This is a genomic window from Mycobacteroides salmoniphilum (assembly GCF_004924335.1).
GTDB classification, from domain to species: domain Bacteria; phylum Actinomycetota; class Actinomycetes; order Mycobacteriales; family Mycobacteriaceae; genus Mycobacterium; species Mycobacterium salmoniphilum.
The window spans coordinates 1570339-1583783 of sequence record NZ_CP024633.1; the positions used below are offsets into that span (position 1 = coordinate 1570339).

Annotated in this window: 11 protein-coding genes; 8 read left to right on the plus strand and 3 right to left on the minus strand. The window is 67.0% G+C overall.

All coding sequences use genetic code 11. From position 1 onward, the window contains the following. Window position 1 precedes the first annotated feature (1 nt). The 7 genes from DSM43276_RS07830 to DSM43276_RS07860 all read left to right on the plus strand — a co-directional run bounded on the left by DSM43276_RS07830 (window position 2) and on the right by DSM43276_RS07860 (window position 8273). A complete protein-coding gene (locus DSM43276_RS07830) occupies window positions 2–1045 on the plus strand; it encodes an MCE family protein (protein WP_234802989.1) in 1044 nt (347 codons plus the stop codon). After that, a complete protein-coding gene (locus tag DSM43276_RS07835; protein WP_078329007.1) occupies window positions 1042–2154 on the plus strand; it encodes an MCE family protein in 1113 nt (370 codons plus the stop codon). Before DSM43276_RS07830 ends, DSM43276_RS07835 begins: the two co-directional genes overlap by 4 nt. Beyond that, window positions 2154–3269 (plus strand): MCE family protein, encoded by a 1116-nt coding sequence (locus DSM43276_RS07840; protein WP_078329008.1) that lies wholly within the window; start codon window positions 2154–2156, stop codon window positions 3267–3269. The genes DSM43276_RS07835 and DSM43276_RS07840 overlap by 1 nt, the downstream gene beginning before the upstream one ends. Beyond that, window positions 3266–4465, plus strand: a complete 1200-nt coding sequence (locus DSM43276_RS07845) for an MlaD family protein (protein ID WP_078329009.1) — start codon at window positions 3266–3268, stop codon at window positions 4463–4465. Before DSM43276_RS07840 ends, DSM43276_RS07845 begins: the two co-directional genes overlap by 4 nt. A 2-nt stretch (window positions 4466–4467) precedes the next feature. Beyond that, window positions 4468–5364, plus strand: coding sequence for a metal-dependent hydrolase (locus DSM43276_RS07850; RefSeq protein ID WP_078329010.1), 897 nt, complete (start codon window positions 4468–4470; stop codon window positions 5362–5364). Between the two features lie 94 nt (window positions 5365–5458). Beyond that, entirely contained in the window at window positions 5459–6865 is a 1407-nt protein-coding gene (locus DSM43276_RS07855; RefSeq protein ID WP_078329042.1) for a glycine--tRNA ligase, read from the plus strand. A gap of 13 nt (window positions 6866–6878) precedes the next feature. Then, window positions 6879–8273: an aspartate aminotransferase family protein gene (locus tag DSM43276_RS07860; RefSeq protein WP_078329011.1), complete on the plus strand. Its 1395-nt coding sequence runs from the start codon at window positions 6879–6881 to the stop codon at window positions 8271–8273. Here the strand turns inward: DSM43276_RS07860 and DSM43276_RS07865 are convergent. From DSM43276_RS07865 to DSM43276_RS07875, 3 genes are all read right to left on the minus strand, one after another. After that, a complete protein-coding gene (locus DSM43276_RS07865) occupies window positions 8270–9292 on the minus strand; it encodes a 1-aminocyclopropane-1-carboxylate deaminase (RefSeq protein WP_078329012.1) in 1023 nt (340 codons plus the stop codon). The two genes, DSM43276_RS07860 and DSM43276_RS07865, sit on opposite strands and share 4 nt — an antisense overlap. Beyond that, the gene (locus DSM43276_RS07870; protein WP_078329013.1) at window positions 9289–9963 is read right to left on the minus strand and encodes a GntR family transcriptional regulator; all 675 of its coding nucleotides are present in this window, start codon (window positions 9961–9963) and stop codon (window positions 9289–9291) included. The genes DSM43276_RS07865 and DSM43276_RS07870 overlap by 4 nt, the downstream gene beginning before the upstream one ends. Before the next feature lie 70 nt (window positions 9964–10033). Continuing rightward, window positions 10034–12076, minus strand: a complete 2043-nt coding sequence (locus tag DSM43276_RS07875; protein ID WP_078329014.1) for a TPM domain-containing protein — start codon at window positions 12074–12076, stop codon at window positions 10034–10036. A 60-nt stretch (window positions 12077–12136) separates the two neighbouring features. Here DSM43276_RS07875 and DSM43276_RS07880 point away from each other — a divergent pair, with 60 nt between their 5' ends. Continuing rightward, entirely contained in the window at window positions 12137–13426 is a 1290-nt protein-coding gene (locus DSM43276_RS07880; RefSeq protein WP_078329015.1) for a deoxyguanosinetriphosphate triphosphohydrolase, read from the plus strand. Window positions 13427–13445: the final 19 nt, after the last annotated feature.

Consider the following 13445-nt stretch of genomic DNA (forward strand, 5'->3'; position numbering starts at 1 on the left):
GATGATGCGGCCACACTGGCTCTCCGCCATTCGTAGGCCGCTGGACTCCTACAACAAGACCTGGCTCGGTGTGATCGCCGTGGCGGTTGTCGCGGTGCTCATCGCCGCACTGCTTCTGGTGAAGGAGCTGGGGATCGGATACCGGCAGTTCACCGCCGAGTTCCTGCAGGCCGCCGCGCTGCGACCGGGAAATATCGTCACCATCGCGGGGGTGCAGGTCGGGTCGGTGACCGGTGTGCGGCTGGCCGGTGACCGTGTGGAGGCCACCTTCCGGGTCCGGGACCACGTCCCGGTGGGCGGCGATACGCGGGCGGCGATCAAGATCACCACGCTGTTCGGTTCCCGGTATGTCGACCTGCGGCCCGCGGGCGCCGGCATGCTCGCGGGGAAGCGGATCGGCCTGCAGCACACTGAGGTTCCCTATGACCTGCAGGCAGCGCTCGCCGACTCCACCCGCACCTTCGAACAAGTGGATGCCGACCGCATCGCCTCCTCGTTGAACGTGCTGGGCTCCCAGCTCGACGGTCTGCCGAGCGTGGTGCCGCAGGCCATGGAGAACGTGCGGGCGCTGTCCGCGGTCATCGCGCAGCGGCGCGATCAGCTCGGCACGTTGCTGGCCAGCACCGAGAAGGTGACCGGCATGCTGCGCCGCCAGCAGTCCGATATCGGGACCTTCATCCGCCAGGGGCAGGAGCTGGTAGGGGAGTTCGTGGCGCGCTCGGCCGCCTTCCACGCGATGATGCGCGCACTGCAGAGCGTCGTGGACTCGCTGCGCAGCATCGTGGTCGATGATCACCGGGTACTCGACGGTGTCATCCACACCATGGATGAGCTCGCCGGCAAGCTCGCCGAGCAGGATGCCCTGTTGCGCAACCTGCTCCAGATCGCGCCTGTGCCTATCCGGGAGATCGCCAACGCCACCGGATTCGGCAACTCGATCGAGGTCAGTCCGACGGGCGGTGCCCTCATCGACTCGTGGATGTGTGCGATCAGCGGCCGTGCCAAGCAATTCGGGATGATCGAGTACTTGAAGGACTGCCAATGAGCAAGATTCGCACACTGACCCTGATCGGGCTGGGGCTGCTCGCGATTACCGCGACGACAGTGGGCGCGGCCTGGTCCGTCACGGGAGGCGGCAGGACCATCACCGTCACGGCCCAATTCGACAGTGCTGCTGGGATTTATCCCGGAAACGTGGTTGCGGTGCTCGGCATGCCGGTGGGGCAGGTCTCCAAGATCACCGCGAGGGGCGGCTACGCCGAGGTGGAGTTCACCGTCGACAGGCAGGTCCAGATCCCCGCCGATGTCCAGGCCGTCACCCTCTCGACGTCGATTCTGACGGACCGGCAGATCGAGCTGTCGCCGCCGTATCGCGGCGGGCCGACGCTGCGCGACCACGACACGATCGGCCTGAACCGGACCAAGACCCCCGTCGAATTCGACAGGGTGCTCGGCATGCTCGACAAACTGTCCGGGTCCCTGCATGGTGACGGCACAGGCAGCGGACCCATCGCCGCAGTGCTGAACGCCGGCGACGGTGTCGCGTCCGGCAACGGTGATCGCATCAAGACGGCGCTGGATGAACTGTCCCGGGCGTTGCGTCTGGGTGCCGATGGCGGGGCGCACACGCGCGAACAGATGACCGCCATCGTCAAGAATGTCAGCGGCTTGCTGGACGCGGCGTCCCGCAACGATGCCAGCCTGCGGCAGTTCGGTTCCACGGTGCGCCAGCTCAGCGACATCCTGGCGCGCGAGAGCTTCGGCTCGGGGAGCACCGGCCGGCAGTTCAACGAGGTGATCGAGCAGGCGGGGAACATCCTGCAGTCCAACCGGGATGCGATTGGCCGCGGTATTGCCAACGGCAACAAGAGCATCCAGACGGTGTACGACCGCCAGCGCGAACTCGCCGAGTTCTTCGACGTGCTGCCGCTGATGGCCGACAACTTGTATAACGCCATCGACCAGCGCAATGGCGCGATCCGTGCCCACTTCCTGGCCGACCGCATGGTCTTCGATGGGCAGATGGGCAAGGAGATCTGCAATCTGCTGGGTTTGCGCCAGCTTGGCTGCAGCACAGGGACATTGCAGGACTACGGCCCAGACTTCGGGCTGACCTACATGCTCGACGGTCTCGCGGCGATGGGACAGAAGTGATGGGGCGCGGGCTATCGGCGCTCGCCGCTGTGGTGTTTCTCTGTGCGGGGTGTTCCACCACGGGGCTGGCCGACCTGCCACTGCCGGCACCCGGATTGGGTGCCGGGGGGTATCGACTGACCGCGGTCTTCGCGAATGCACTGAATCTGCCCGATCGCGCCAAGGTGAAACTGGCCGGTGCCGATATCGGCGAGGTGGAATCCATGGCGGCGCGGGATTTCAGCGCGGTGACCACTCTGCGCATCCGGCATGATGTCACGCTTCCGGTCGGCAGCACCGCGCAATTGCGCACTGCCACACCGCTCGGCGATGTGTTCGTGGCCATCGCGCCACCGGAACAATCCGTTGGCGGCATGCTTGCCGACGGCGATACCATCCCGATCGACCGGACGCGGGCGGCCGCGACCGTGGAATCGGTGCTCAGCTCGGCGGCGATTCTCGTCAACGGCGGTGCGGTGCATAACCTCACCAACGTTGTCAACGGCACGGGCAGGGCCGCCGGGCAGGATGGACAGGCCTTCGGGCGCATGATCGGGAAGTCGAATGAGCTGCTGGGCAAGCTCAATGCGCGCTCGGGACAGCTGGACGCCGCGATGACCGAAACGGCTCAGCTGGCCGCGGCGCTCGACGGCAAGAGCGAGAAACTCGCTGAGGTGCTGCACGCGGCCGCCCCGGCCACCGCAACCCTGCGGGACAATGCCGATCAGATCTCGAATCTTGTTCTGTTGCTGGGTGATACTGCCAGTGAGCTGAGCAAGTTTCCGTCCATCGCGGGTACCGATGCCAGCGGGCGCAGCGTGGTCGCCGACGCGAATGCCATCTCCCGGTCCTGGAATGACGTGGTGCTGGATCCCGAGACCAGCCTGCTCGCGCTGAACCGGCTGTACGCGCCGTTCATCAAAATCACCGCGGGCTCGGCGATCTCCGGCAGCGCCGGTATCGATCGCCTGGTGCTGGGTGCTATCCCGGATGCCGGTTTCGGGGGAGACCCGGGCTTTCACGGGCCCAAGCGGTACGACTGGGCCAAACTTGTCGGGACCTTCAAGTACACGCTGTGGCGACTGCAAGAACGCGTGGTAGGTCAAGGGCCCGCGGCGCAGGAGGCCCCCCGATGAGCCGCGCCTGGGCCAGCGGCCTGTCGCTGGTACTCATGTTGACGGTCTCGGTGACCTATCTGCTTGTCGGGGTGCTGCACGTGCGGCCGTTGGCGTCGAGCTACCCGGTGACCATCCAGCTCGCCGAATCCGGTGGCCTGCTGCCCCATCAAGACGTGACGCTGCACGGGGTGCGCATCGGCTCGATCGATGCGCTGAGCTTCACCGGCCAGGGTGTGAACGCGACGGTGAGTGTGGACGGTGGTGTCCGGCTTCCCGCCTCCAGCACGGTGCGGGTCTCCGGGCTGTCCCCGGCCGGTGAGCAGTATCTGGATTTCTCGTCGGGATCCGAAGCGGGCCCGTTCCTGTCCGCCGGGGCTGTGATCACCCGGGACCGCACCGCCATCCCGGTCACCCCGGCGCAGCTGCTGGTCCATGCCGACGGTGTTCTCGCCCAAGTGGATCCGGCGAAGATCGAGCGCATCAAGAAGGAACTGAGCCTGAGTGACGAAGGGCCACAAAAGCTTACGTCGATCGTTGACGGCGGCGTCTTCCTGCTCGCCACCCTCGACTCGGTGCTGCCCGAGACGGTCAGCGCGATACAAGACAGCCGGACGGTGTTGTCGGCCGCGATCGACGTCAACGGCGGCATCGCGGCCACCGCACGCAATCTGCGCGGCACCCTGGCGGGCATCAACAGGATGGATGGCGGCTACCGGAAACTTATCGACCAATCGCCACGTGTGTTGGGGGCCACCGACAATCTGTTCACCGATAACTCCGACACCATGGTGCAGCTGCTGGCCAACCTGGCGACCAATGCACGACTGGCGTATGTGCGGGTGCCGGCGCTGAACGGGCTGTTCCCCGACTACCGCGGTTCGGCACTGGAGGCGTTCATCAGCACCATGCACGAGCACGGGCTGTGGGTGAACACCGATTTGTACCCGCGGTACGTCTGCGATTACGGCACGCCGCGGCGCCCACCCTCCTCGGCTGATTACCCGGAGCCGTTCCTGCACACCTATTGCCGCGACGACGATCCCGCGGTTCTGGTGCGCGGTGCCAAGAACGCCCCGCGCCCCGCAGGGGACGACACCGCCGGGCCGCCCTCGGGTGCGGACCTGGGTGCCACCTCCGACCCGACGCCGCCGGGCCGGTACACCATCCCGACGCCTTACGGCGGCCCTGCGCTGCCGATCGAGCCACCGAGGTAACGATGCCGGCCAACAGTGCGCATGACCGTCCACAGTCCGCTGCCACGCGGGCGGTGTACACCCGCCGGATCGCGTTCACCTTTGACGGGGCGTCACCCGCGCAGCGGCACTTCGTCGCGGGCGATATCGCGATGAGCCATCTGGTCGCCCTGTTGTCCGGCTTCTTTCCCTCGGGAGAGGAGTTCTTCATCCAGTCGGTACGGCGCTATGACAGCCAGATCGTAGATCCCGTGCTCAGGAAGCAGGTCGCCGGATTCATCGGGCAGGAGATGACCCATGGCATCGCGCACCGCGAGCTCAACACGCAGCTGGTTCAGCGCGGCTACTGGGCCACCGGGCTCATGGACCGGCTGGGCACGCGGCTGGTCACGCGGATGAAGCAGAACAGGGACCGGCTACCGGATCGGGTGGCCCGGTCCGCTCTCGCGGTGACGGCGGGGGTTGAACATCTCACGGCGATCCTCGGGGAGCAGGTGCTCAGTGTCCCGTGGATACAGCAGCAGCTGACCGATCCCGAGGTGCGCGCGATGCTCAACTGGCATGCCATCGAGGAGATGGAACACAAATCCGTCGCCTTCGATGTGTATCGCCACGTCGGGGGCACCGAGCGCATGAGGATCGGGGCGATGGCCGTCACGCTGGCCCTTTTCCTGAGTCGGACGCTGATCCTGCTGGCCTCGATTTTCACCGATCCGTGGGCGTGGCGCCATCCCGCGGCGACCCTGCGCAGCATCGTCACGCTGCCGCGCACGCCGCTGTTCGCCGGGCTCGGGGCCAAGATCCGGTGCTACCTGCGCTCCGGCTTCCATCCCGACGACATCGACCACGGCCTCCTGCTGGAGAAGTGGCGCGACGAGTACTTCGGTCCCGAAGGCATCCTGCTGGACCATCTGAAGTAGCTGCTAGAAGCCACCGAGGTAAAAGGCGCTGTGCGCGGCCCTTAGGCTGTTCAGGTCAATTACTGCAGTCTTGCAAGAGGAGCCTGAGCAGATCGTGGCCGCCAAGCCGAACGCCGCCGGTAAGAAGATCGAGGCCGTCGTCAACCTCGCCAAGCGCCGGGGACTGGTGTACCCGTGCGGCGAGATCTACGGCGGTACCAAGTCGGCGTGGGATTACGGCCCGCTCGGTGTGGAGCTCAAGGAGAACATCAAGAAGCAGTGGTGGCGCTCGGTCGTCACCAGCCGCGACGACGTCGTGGGCCTGGACTCCTCGGTGATCCTGCCCCGTCAGGTCTGGGTCGCCTCCGGTCACGTCGAGGTCTTCAACGACCCGCTGGTCGAATGCCTGAACTGTCACAAGCGCCACCGTCAGGATCATCTGCAGGAGGCGTACGCGGAGAAGAAGGGCATCGACGATCCCGAGTCGGTGCAGATGTCCGACATCGTGTGCCCCGACTGTGGCAACAAGGGCCAGTGGACCGAGCCGCGCGACTTCAACATGATGCTCAAGACCTACCTGGGTCCGATCGAGACCGAAGAGGGTCTGCACTACCTGCGTCCGGAGACCGCGCAGGGCATCTTCGTGAACTTCAAGAACGTCGTCACCACCTCGCGCCAGAAGCCTCCGTTCGGCATCGGCCAGATCGGCAAGAGCTTCCGCAACGAGATCACCCCCGGGAACTTCATCTTCCGCACGCGTGAGTTCGAGCAGATGGAGATGGAGTTCTTCGTCGAGCCGTCCACGGCGCCGGAGTGGCACAGGTATTGGATCGACACCCGGCTGCAGTGGTACATCGATCTGGGTATCGACCCGGAGAACCTGCGGCTCTACGACCACCCCAAGGAGAAGCTGTCGCACTACTCGGACGGCACCGTCGACATCGAGTACAAGTTCGGTTTCAGCGGCAACCCGTGGGGTGAGCTGGAGGGTGTGGCGAACCGTACCGACTTCGACTTGTCCACGCATTCCAAGCATTCCGGTGAAGACCTGTCGTACTACGACCAGGCCGAGGACCGGCGTTACACGCCGTACGTGATCGAGCCCGCGGCCGGGCTCACCCGCTCGTTCATGGCATTCCTGGTCGACGCCTATCACGAGGACGAGGCCCCCAACGCCAAGGGCGGCGTGGACACGCGCACCGTGCTGCGCCTGGATCCGCGTCTGGCCCCGGTCAAGGTCGCGGTGCTGCCGCTGTCGCGCAACGCCGACCTGAGCCCGCGCGCCAAGGCGCTGGCCGCCGAGCTGCGGCAGAGCTGGAATGTCGACTTCGATGACGCCGGCGCCATCGGCCGCAGGTATCGTCGACAGGACGAGATCGGCACCCCGTTCTGCGTCACAGTCGATTTCGACTCGCTCGAAGACGACTCCGTCACCGTTCGCGACCGCGACGAGATGACACAGCAGCGTATTCCGATCGGCGGCGTGGCCGATCATCTCGCCAAATCTCTCAAGGGCTGCTAGCCGAGGAGCAGAAATGACTGACGTCCAGAATCACATCGGAATCGATCCCGCCAGCGCGCCCATCGAGGCACCGGCGGCCGAGGCGCAGGTCCGCGCCGACGATCGTGGACATGTTTTCCACTCGTGGTCCGCCCAGGCGGCCATCGACCCGTTGCCGGTCGCCGGCGGTTCGGGTGCGACGTTCTGGGATTACACCGGCAAGGAGTACCTGGACTTCGCCTCGCAGCTGGTGAACCTCAATCTGGGACATCAGCATCCGCGTCTGGTCGAAGCCATTCAGCGTCAGGCCGGCCGGCTGGCCACCATCGCGCCCGCCTTCGCCAACGACGTGCGCGGTGAGCTCGCCCGGCTGGTCGCCGAGCGTGCGCCGGGAACCCTGAACAAGGTCTTCTTCACCAACGGTGGCACCGAGGCCGTGGAGCATGCGGTGCGCATGGCCCGCCACCACACCGGTCGCCGCAAGGTGCTTGCCGCGTACCGCAGTTACCACGGCGGCACCACCACCTCGATGTCGCTGACGGGTGAGCCGCGCCGCTGGGCCAATGATCCGGGTGACAACTCGGTGGTCCGCTTCTTCGGTCCGTACGCCTACCGTTCGGTCTTCCACTCCACCTCGCCCGAGGAGGAAACCCAAAGGGCGCTGGAGCATCTGGAGCAGGTCATCGCTCTGGAGGGTCCGCCCACCATCGCCGCGATCATCCTGGAATCGGTGGTCGGCACCAACGGTGTGCTGGTGCCCCCGCCGGGCTACCTGGCCGGTGTGCGGGAGATCTGCGACCGGTACGGCCTGGTGTTCATCGCCGACGAGGTGATGGTCGGCTTCGGGCGATTCGGGGAATGGTTCGCAATCAACGCCTTTAACGTCACCCCGGACCTCATCACCTTCGCCAAGGGCATCAACTCCGGTTACGTCCCGCTGGGCGGCGTGGTGATCTCCGATGCCATCGCCACCAGCTTCGATCATCGTCCGTACCCGGGTGGGCTGACGTACTCCGGTCACCCGCTGGCCTGCGCGGTCGGCGTCGAGACCATCAAGGTGTTCGAGGACGAGAAGCTCCTGGAGCGCGTGCGCGACCTCGGTGAGCGCGTGGTGCGTCCGGAGCTCGAGCGCTGGGTGCAGACTCACCCGAGCGTCGGCGAGATCCGTGGCCGTGGCCTGTTCTGGGCCGTGGAACTGGTGCGCGACAAGCAGACTCGCGAACCGCTGGTGCCGTTCAATGCCAGTGGTGAGGCGGCCGCGCCGATGAACGCCTTCGCGGCGGCGTGCAAGAAGGATGGCCTGTGGCCGTTCACGCACTTCAACCGCACGCATGTGGCACCTCCGCTGATCATCAGCGAAGAGGATCTGCGGCGTGGGCTGTCGATCATCGACGAGGCACTGAACGTCGCCGACGGGTATGCCAACTAGCCGGTGAAGACGCCGCTGTAGGCGTTCAGGGCCGGCTGGCCGCCCAGGTGGGCGTACAGGACGGTGGAGCCCGGCTCGATGGTCCCGTCGGTGACCAGGTCGATCAGGCCTGCCATCGATTTGCCCTCGTACACCGGGTCGGTGATCATCGCCTCCAGACGCCCGCACAACTCGATCGCCTCGATGGTGGAATCGACAGGCACGCCGTACTTTTCGCCTGCCCACCCCTCGAGCACGGTGATCTCATCGGCGCTCAGGTCGCGTTCGAGGCCGATCTGGCCTGCGGTGTGCCGGGCGATGCGGGTGACTTGGTCGACGGTCTTCGGGAGAGTGGCCGACGCGTCGATCCCCAGTACGCGCCGGGGCGGGCCGCCGGCATCGGCGAGTGCGGCGAACCCCGCGATCATGCCGGCGTGCGTTGAACCGGTCACGGTGCAGACAACGATGGTGTCGAAGAAGACGCCCAGCTGTCGCTCCTGCGCGGCCACTTCATAGGCCCAGTTGGCGAAACCCAGGCCGCCGTACTTGTGTTCGGATGCTCCTGCCGGGATGGGATAGGGCTTGCCGCCGCTGTTTTCGACGGCGGCCAGCGCGTCCTCCCACGACCCGCGGATGCCGATGTCGAACCCCGCAGGGTCCAGCTGAGTCTGGGCTCCCATAATCCGTGAGAGCAGGATGTTGCCTGCCTTGTCGTTGACCGGGTCCTCCCAGTCCACCCAGCGCTCCTGCACCAGGTGGCACCGCATACCGAGTACCGCCGCCACGGCGGCCACCTGTCGGGTGTGATTGGACTGGTAGCCGCCGATGGACACCAGGGTGTCGGCGCCGCTGGCCAATATGTCCGGGACGATGTATTCGAGCTTGCGTGTCTTGTTGCCGCCGAAGGCAAGTCCGGAATTGCAGTCCTCGCGCTTGGCCCAGATCTGAGCGCCGCCGAGGTGCCGGCTCAGGCGCTGCAGCGGGTGGACCGGGCTGGGCCCAAAGGTCAGCGGGTAGCGGGGGAAATCGTGGATCGTCAAGACGTTCTCCTGGCTTCGGCGCCTTCCGGTGCGGCGATGAGGGTGTGCCAATTGGCGCGCGCGGCATGACCGGCGCCCTCGCCGTCACCGGCCTCGCACCGGGCGATGATCTGCTCGTGCAGGGCCACGGAGTGGCGCCCGTCGCGGCTGGCGAACCGGATGCGCTCGAGGCGGCGCAGCACGGGGGTGACTTGCTCGAGCACCGCCGCGATGTAGGGGTTGGCACTGGCCTCGACGGCGATGGCATGAAACTCGTCGTCCGCGGTCAGCGCAGCGTCGGGATCGTGCGCGTCGAGCGCGGCGGCGAAACGCGCGTTGGCGTGCCGCATCGCGGCGAGGTCACCGGCGGAGATGTTGGTGATCGCCTCCCGCACGGCGAGCTCGTGCATCGCCGCGGCGACGGACTGCGCCGCGCGTGCCTCCCGAACGTCGACGGGGCTGACGATGGTGTGCCGGCCCGGCTGGGTTTGCACCAGACCGGCCTGCTCCAAACGGGCGAGGGCTTCGCGGATCGGGGTTCGGCTCACGCCCAGCCAGCGACTCAGCTCGTCGTCCCGCAGCCGCTCGCCGGGGGCGAGGGTGCCGTCCACGATGGCCTTACGCAGGGCTTTGTAGGCGTCGTCGCGGAGCAGGGACCGCGCGACGACGCCCTCGGAGGGCGGTACTGGCATGCAATATATTGCACATCGTCAGCCGCTTGCCGTCAAGTGTTGTGCGAAATTTCAGGCAGAGACGGCCCTGCTAGAAGCGGCCGCCGCCGCCCCGGAAGCTCGAGCCCGAGGATCGGGACGACCCGCCGTAGGACGACGACCCGGAGCCGGACCAGGAGCTGTGGTGGCTTGATCCGCCGCTGAGCATGCCGCGCAGGATGCCGCCGATCACGGCACCCGCGACGTTGCCGGCCACATCGCCTGCGACGGAGTATCCGGCGGAACCGCCGTAGTTGCCGTACCCGTTGCTGTAGTAGGACTGGGCCGCGCGCACCTCTTGTATGGCGCCGCCTTCGGCGCGCGTTGACAGTTCGGCTGCCCGGTTGGCCCACAGAATGGCGTTCGAGGGATCCGACTGGCGGGCGGACTCGGCCGTGGCGATGCTGCGCTCGGCCTCCGCGAGGTATCCCCGCGCGGCGGCACCGACGGCTCCGCGGTGCAGGCCGATGTACTGGCCGACCGCATTCACCTTCTGGCGGGCGGTGCCGATCGCTTGATCGAGCGCCCGGGCGCGGCGTTCGGCGGCGTCCTTCTCCTCCCGCACGGCCGCCAGGAGCTTGTCGAGCTCGGCATCGGCCGTGGCGAGGTGGGTGAAGGCGGTCAGCGGATCGGTGGACCCGACGCGCTCGGCATCGGCCACGGCGGTGACGGCGGTGTTGTGGGCCTTCGTCAGCTCGTCGGCACGCGGCACCGAACCTTGCCGTTGGAGTTCCTCGGCCTGGGCGATTCCCGACTTGGTGTCCGCGATGGCCGCGGGCAACGCCTCGGTGGCGCGCCGGATGTTGTTGGCGGCGTTGTCCACCGCGTCCAAGAGTGCGGCGGCCTGGGCCAGTGCCGATTCGGCGCCGCGCACGGCGTCGACGAGATTCATCTGCTGGCCCTCCAGGGGGCGGGCCGCCAGCTCGCGGCCGTGGGTAATCCGGGAGTCGGCGAACGTGGTGCGTTCGGTGGCCTCGGTGATGTTGTCGGCAATCGAGGCCAGCGCCGCAGCGTCGAACTGGGCGCGCAGTTGTTCGAGGACACGCTGCGACTCGGGCACCCGAGCGGTCGTGGCGACCACCTGCTGGGTCAGGGTGTCCAACTTCGTGGGTGCGTTGATCACCAGGTTGCGCAACGCGTCAAAGGCATTGGACTGATCATCGAGGGTGCGGTCGGCGCGTGCGGCCGTGGTGATGACATCGATCAGCAGGCGGCGCTGCTCCGTGGGTGTCTCCGGGACCGCGTCGTCGAGCTGCTTACGCACGGAGAATGCCTGAGCCAGCGCCTTTTTCGCGGAGTCGACGGCTTGCTGGAAGGGTGCGGTCTGGTCGGTGCCGAATTCCTCGACGGCCAGCGTGAGCTCGGCCTCGCTGGTTCGCACCGCGTTGTCGACATTCACCACAATCGATTTCGACAAGCCGTCGAGCGCATCGACCGACTGCGCGGCCAGGGCCTCGGCGTTGGTCGGATCGATGCCCTTGGCGGCCTCGACCTCCGCGCGGCGACGGGATCGATTGCGGAACCAGGAGTACAGCATGAAGGCGCCGACCACGACGGCGCCGAAGGCCAGCGCGGCCAGGATGGCCTTCCACGGAACGGAGGATGACGATGCGGCGGCCGACTCCAGGCCGTTGGCGGTGTTGATGGCGGCGCCATCCCAATCCGATGCGCGTAGCGCGGGCTCGATCGTGTTGGTGCGCAGTTCGTAGATCTCGGAGTCGCTGACGTTCTTGATCTCTGACGCGACGAGGAACGCGTAGCTGCGCTCCTGGGTTGCCACGGCCAGCAGGGCGTCGCGATCTCCCAATCCGCTTGTCTTGAGGGTCTTGTTCGCCCATGTCACGGGATCGGTGCCGTCGAAGTCCTTGACGTACACCACCCAGAGCCGCACGTGTTGTTGGTCGTAGAGCTGATCGATGGCGGCGCGCACCTTCGTGGGGTTCTTGAGCGCCCCGGCCCGATCGGTGACATAGCCGGGTATCCGGAAGGGTGGGTCGGCGCTCGCCACGGGTGCCAGCAGCAGGGTCGGGGCAAACACCGTGAGCACCGCGATCATGACTCCCAGCAGGCTCCCGAGGGCACGCAGCAGACGCATGGTCGCCAATCTAATGCCTCGCGAGGCGCGTGGACCCGTCCTGGCAGACTGGTGCCCACGATGCGTACTCCGGATGCCCACAAGGATGCCTACACCGACTCCGACCGTGAACGCGTCGTCACCGAGACACCGAAGACGGCGGCGATCGTCGAGATTCCATCGTCGGAGCACCGGACCGACTTCGCGCGTGACCGGGCGCGGGTTCTGCATAGCGCCGCCTTCCGGCGTCTGGCCGATAAGACACAGGTGGTGGGCCCGCGCGAGGGGGATACGCCGCGCACGCGGTTGACGCACTCGGTGGAGGTGGCGCAGATCGGCCGCGGTATCGCCACCGGGTTGGGCGCCGACCCGGACCTGGTGGACCTGGCCGGGCTGGCGCATGACATCGGCCATCCGCCATACGGGCACAACGGTGAACGCGCGCTCGACGAGGTGGCGGTCGACTGCGGTGGGTTCGAGGGCAATGCCCAGAATCTGCGGATCCTTACTCTGTTGGAGCCCAAAGTGGTTGACGCCGAGGGCAACAGCGCCGGGCTGAACCTGACGCGCGCGGCCCTGGATGCGGCGACGAAGTACCCGTGGCTGCGTCCGCCGGGCGGCGGAAAGTTCGGTGCCTACGTGGAGGACGCGGCGGCCCTGGACTGGGTGCGGGCCGGTGCGCCGCCACGGCGGCGCTGCCTGGAAGCGCAGATCATGGACTGGTCCGATGACGTCGCCTACTCGGTGCACGACGTCGAGGACGGTGTGATCTCCGGACGCATCGACCTGCGGGTGCTGGCCTCGCCGGGGGAAGCGCAGGTGCTCGCGGAGCTGGGGGTGAAGTCCTTCGGCGGGGTGGAGCAGGGCGCGTTGGAGGAGGCTGCCGCGCGCCTGGCCACGCTGCCGGTGGTCGCGGCCATCGGCCCGTATGACGGCACCCTGAGCGCGTCGGCGAACCTCAAACGGCTGACCAGCGAATTAGTGGGCCGGTTCGCCTCGGCCGCGATCGGGGCCACCCGTGCGGTGGCCGGGGATGGGGCACTGGTCCGATTCGAGGCCGAGCTGACCGTGCCCGAGGTAGTAGCCGCCGAGGTGGCGGTATTGAAAATGCTTGCGCTGCAATTCATCATGTCCGATCCGCGGCATATCGCGGTCCAGGGCCGTCAGCGTGAACGCATCCATCGGGTGGCGCAGTGGCTGGCGGCGGGGGCTCCCGCGACGCTGGATCCGGTGTTTGTGCCCGCGTTCGAGGCCGCCGCGGACGACGCGGCGCGCACCCGGGTGGTGGTGGATCAGATCGCCTCGTACACCGAAAGCCGACTCGAGCGGGTGGACCGCGATAGCCAGGGTGTGCAAGCCAGCTGGGCCTGACGGCGCGGTTGGCTAAGCT

Excerpts from the sequence above, each read along its gene's own strand:
- DSM43276_RS07830 (WP_234802989.1), top strand. The coding sequence starts at position 2 with ATGATGCGGCCACACTGGCTCTCCGCCATTCGTAGGCCGCTGGACTCC.
- DSM43276_RS07835 (WP_078329007.1), top strand. The coding sequence starts at position 1,042 with ATGAGCAAGATTCGCACACTGACCCTGATCGGGCTGGGGCTGCTCGCG.
- DSM43276_RS07840 (WP_078329008.1), top strand. The coding sequence starts at position 2,154 with ATGGGGCGCGGGCTATCGGCGCTCGCCGCTGTGGTGTTTCTCTGTGCG.
- DSM43276_RS07845 (WP_078329009.1), top strand. The coding sequence starts at position 3,266 with ATGAGCCGCGCCTGGGCCAGCGGCCTGTCGCTGGTACTCATGTTGACG.
- DSM43276_RS07850 (WP_078329010.1), top strand. The coding sequence starts at position 4,468 with ATGCCGGCCAACAGTGCGCATGACCGTCCACAGTCCGCTGCCACGCGG.
- DSM43276_RS07860 (WP_078329011.1), top strand. The coding sequence starts at position 6,879 with ATGACTGACGTCCAGAATCACATCGGAATCGATCCCGCCAGCGCGCCC.
- DSM43276_RS07870 (WP_078329013.1), bottom strand. The coding sequence starts at position 9,963 with ATGCCAGTACCGCCCTCCGAGGGCGTCGTCGCGCGGTCCCTGCTCCGC.
- DSM43276_RS07875 (WP_078329014.1), bottom strand. The coding sequence starts at position 12,076 with ATGCGTCTGCTGCGTGCCCTCGGGAGCCTGCTGGGAGTCATGATCGCG.
- DSM43276_RS07880 (WP_078329015.1), top strand. The coding sequence starts at position 12,137 with ATGCGTACTCCGGATGCCCACAAGGATGCCTACACCGACTCCGACCGT.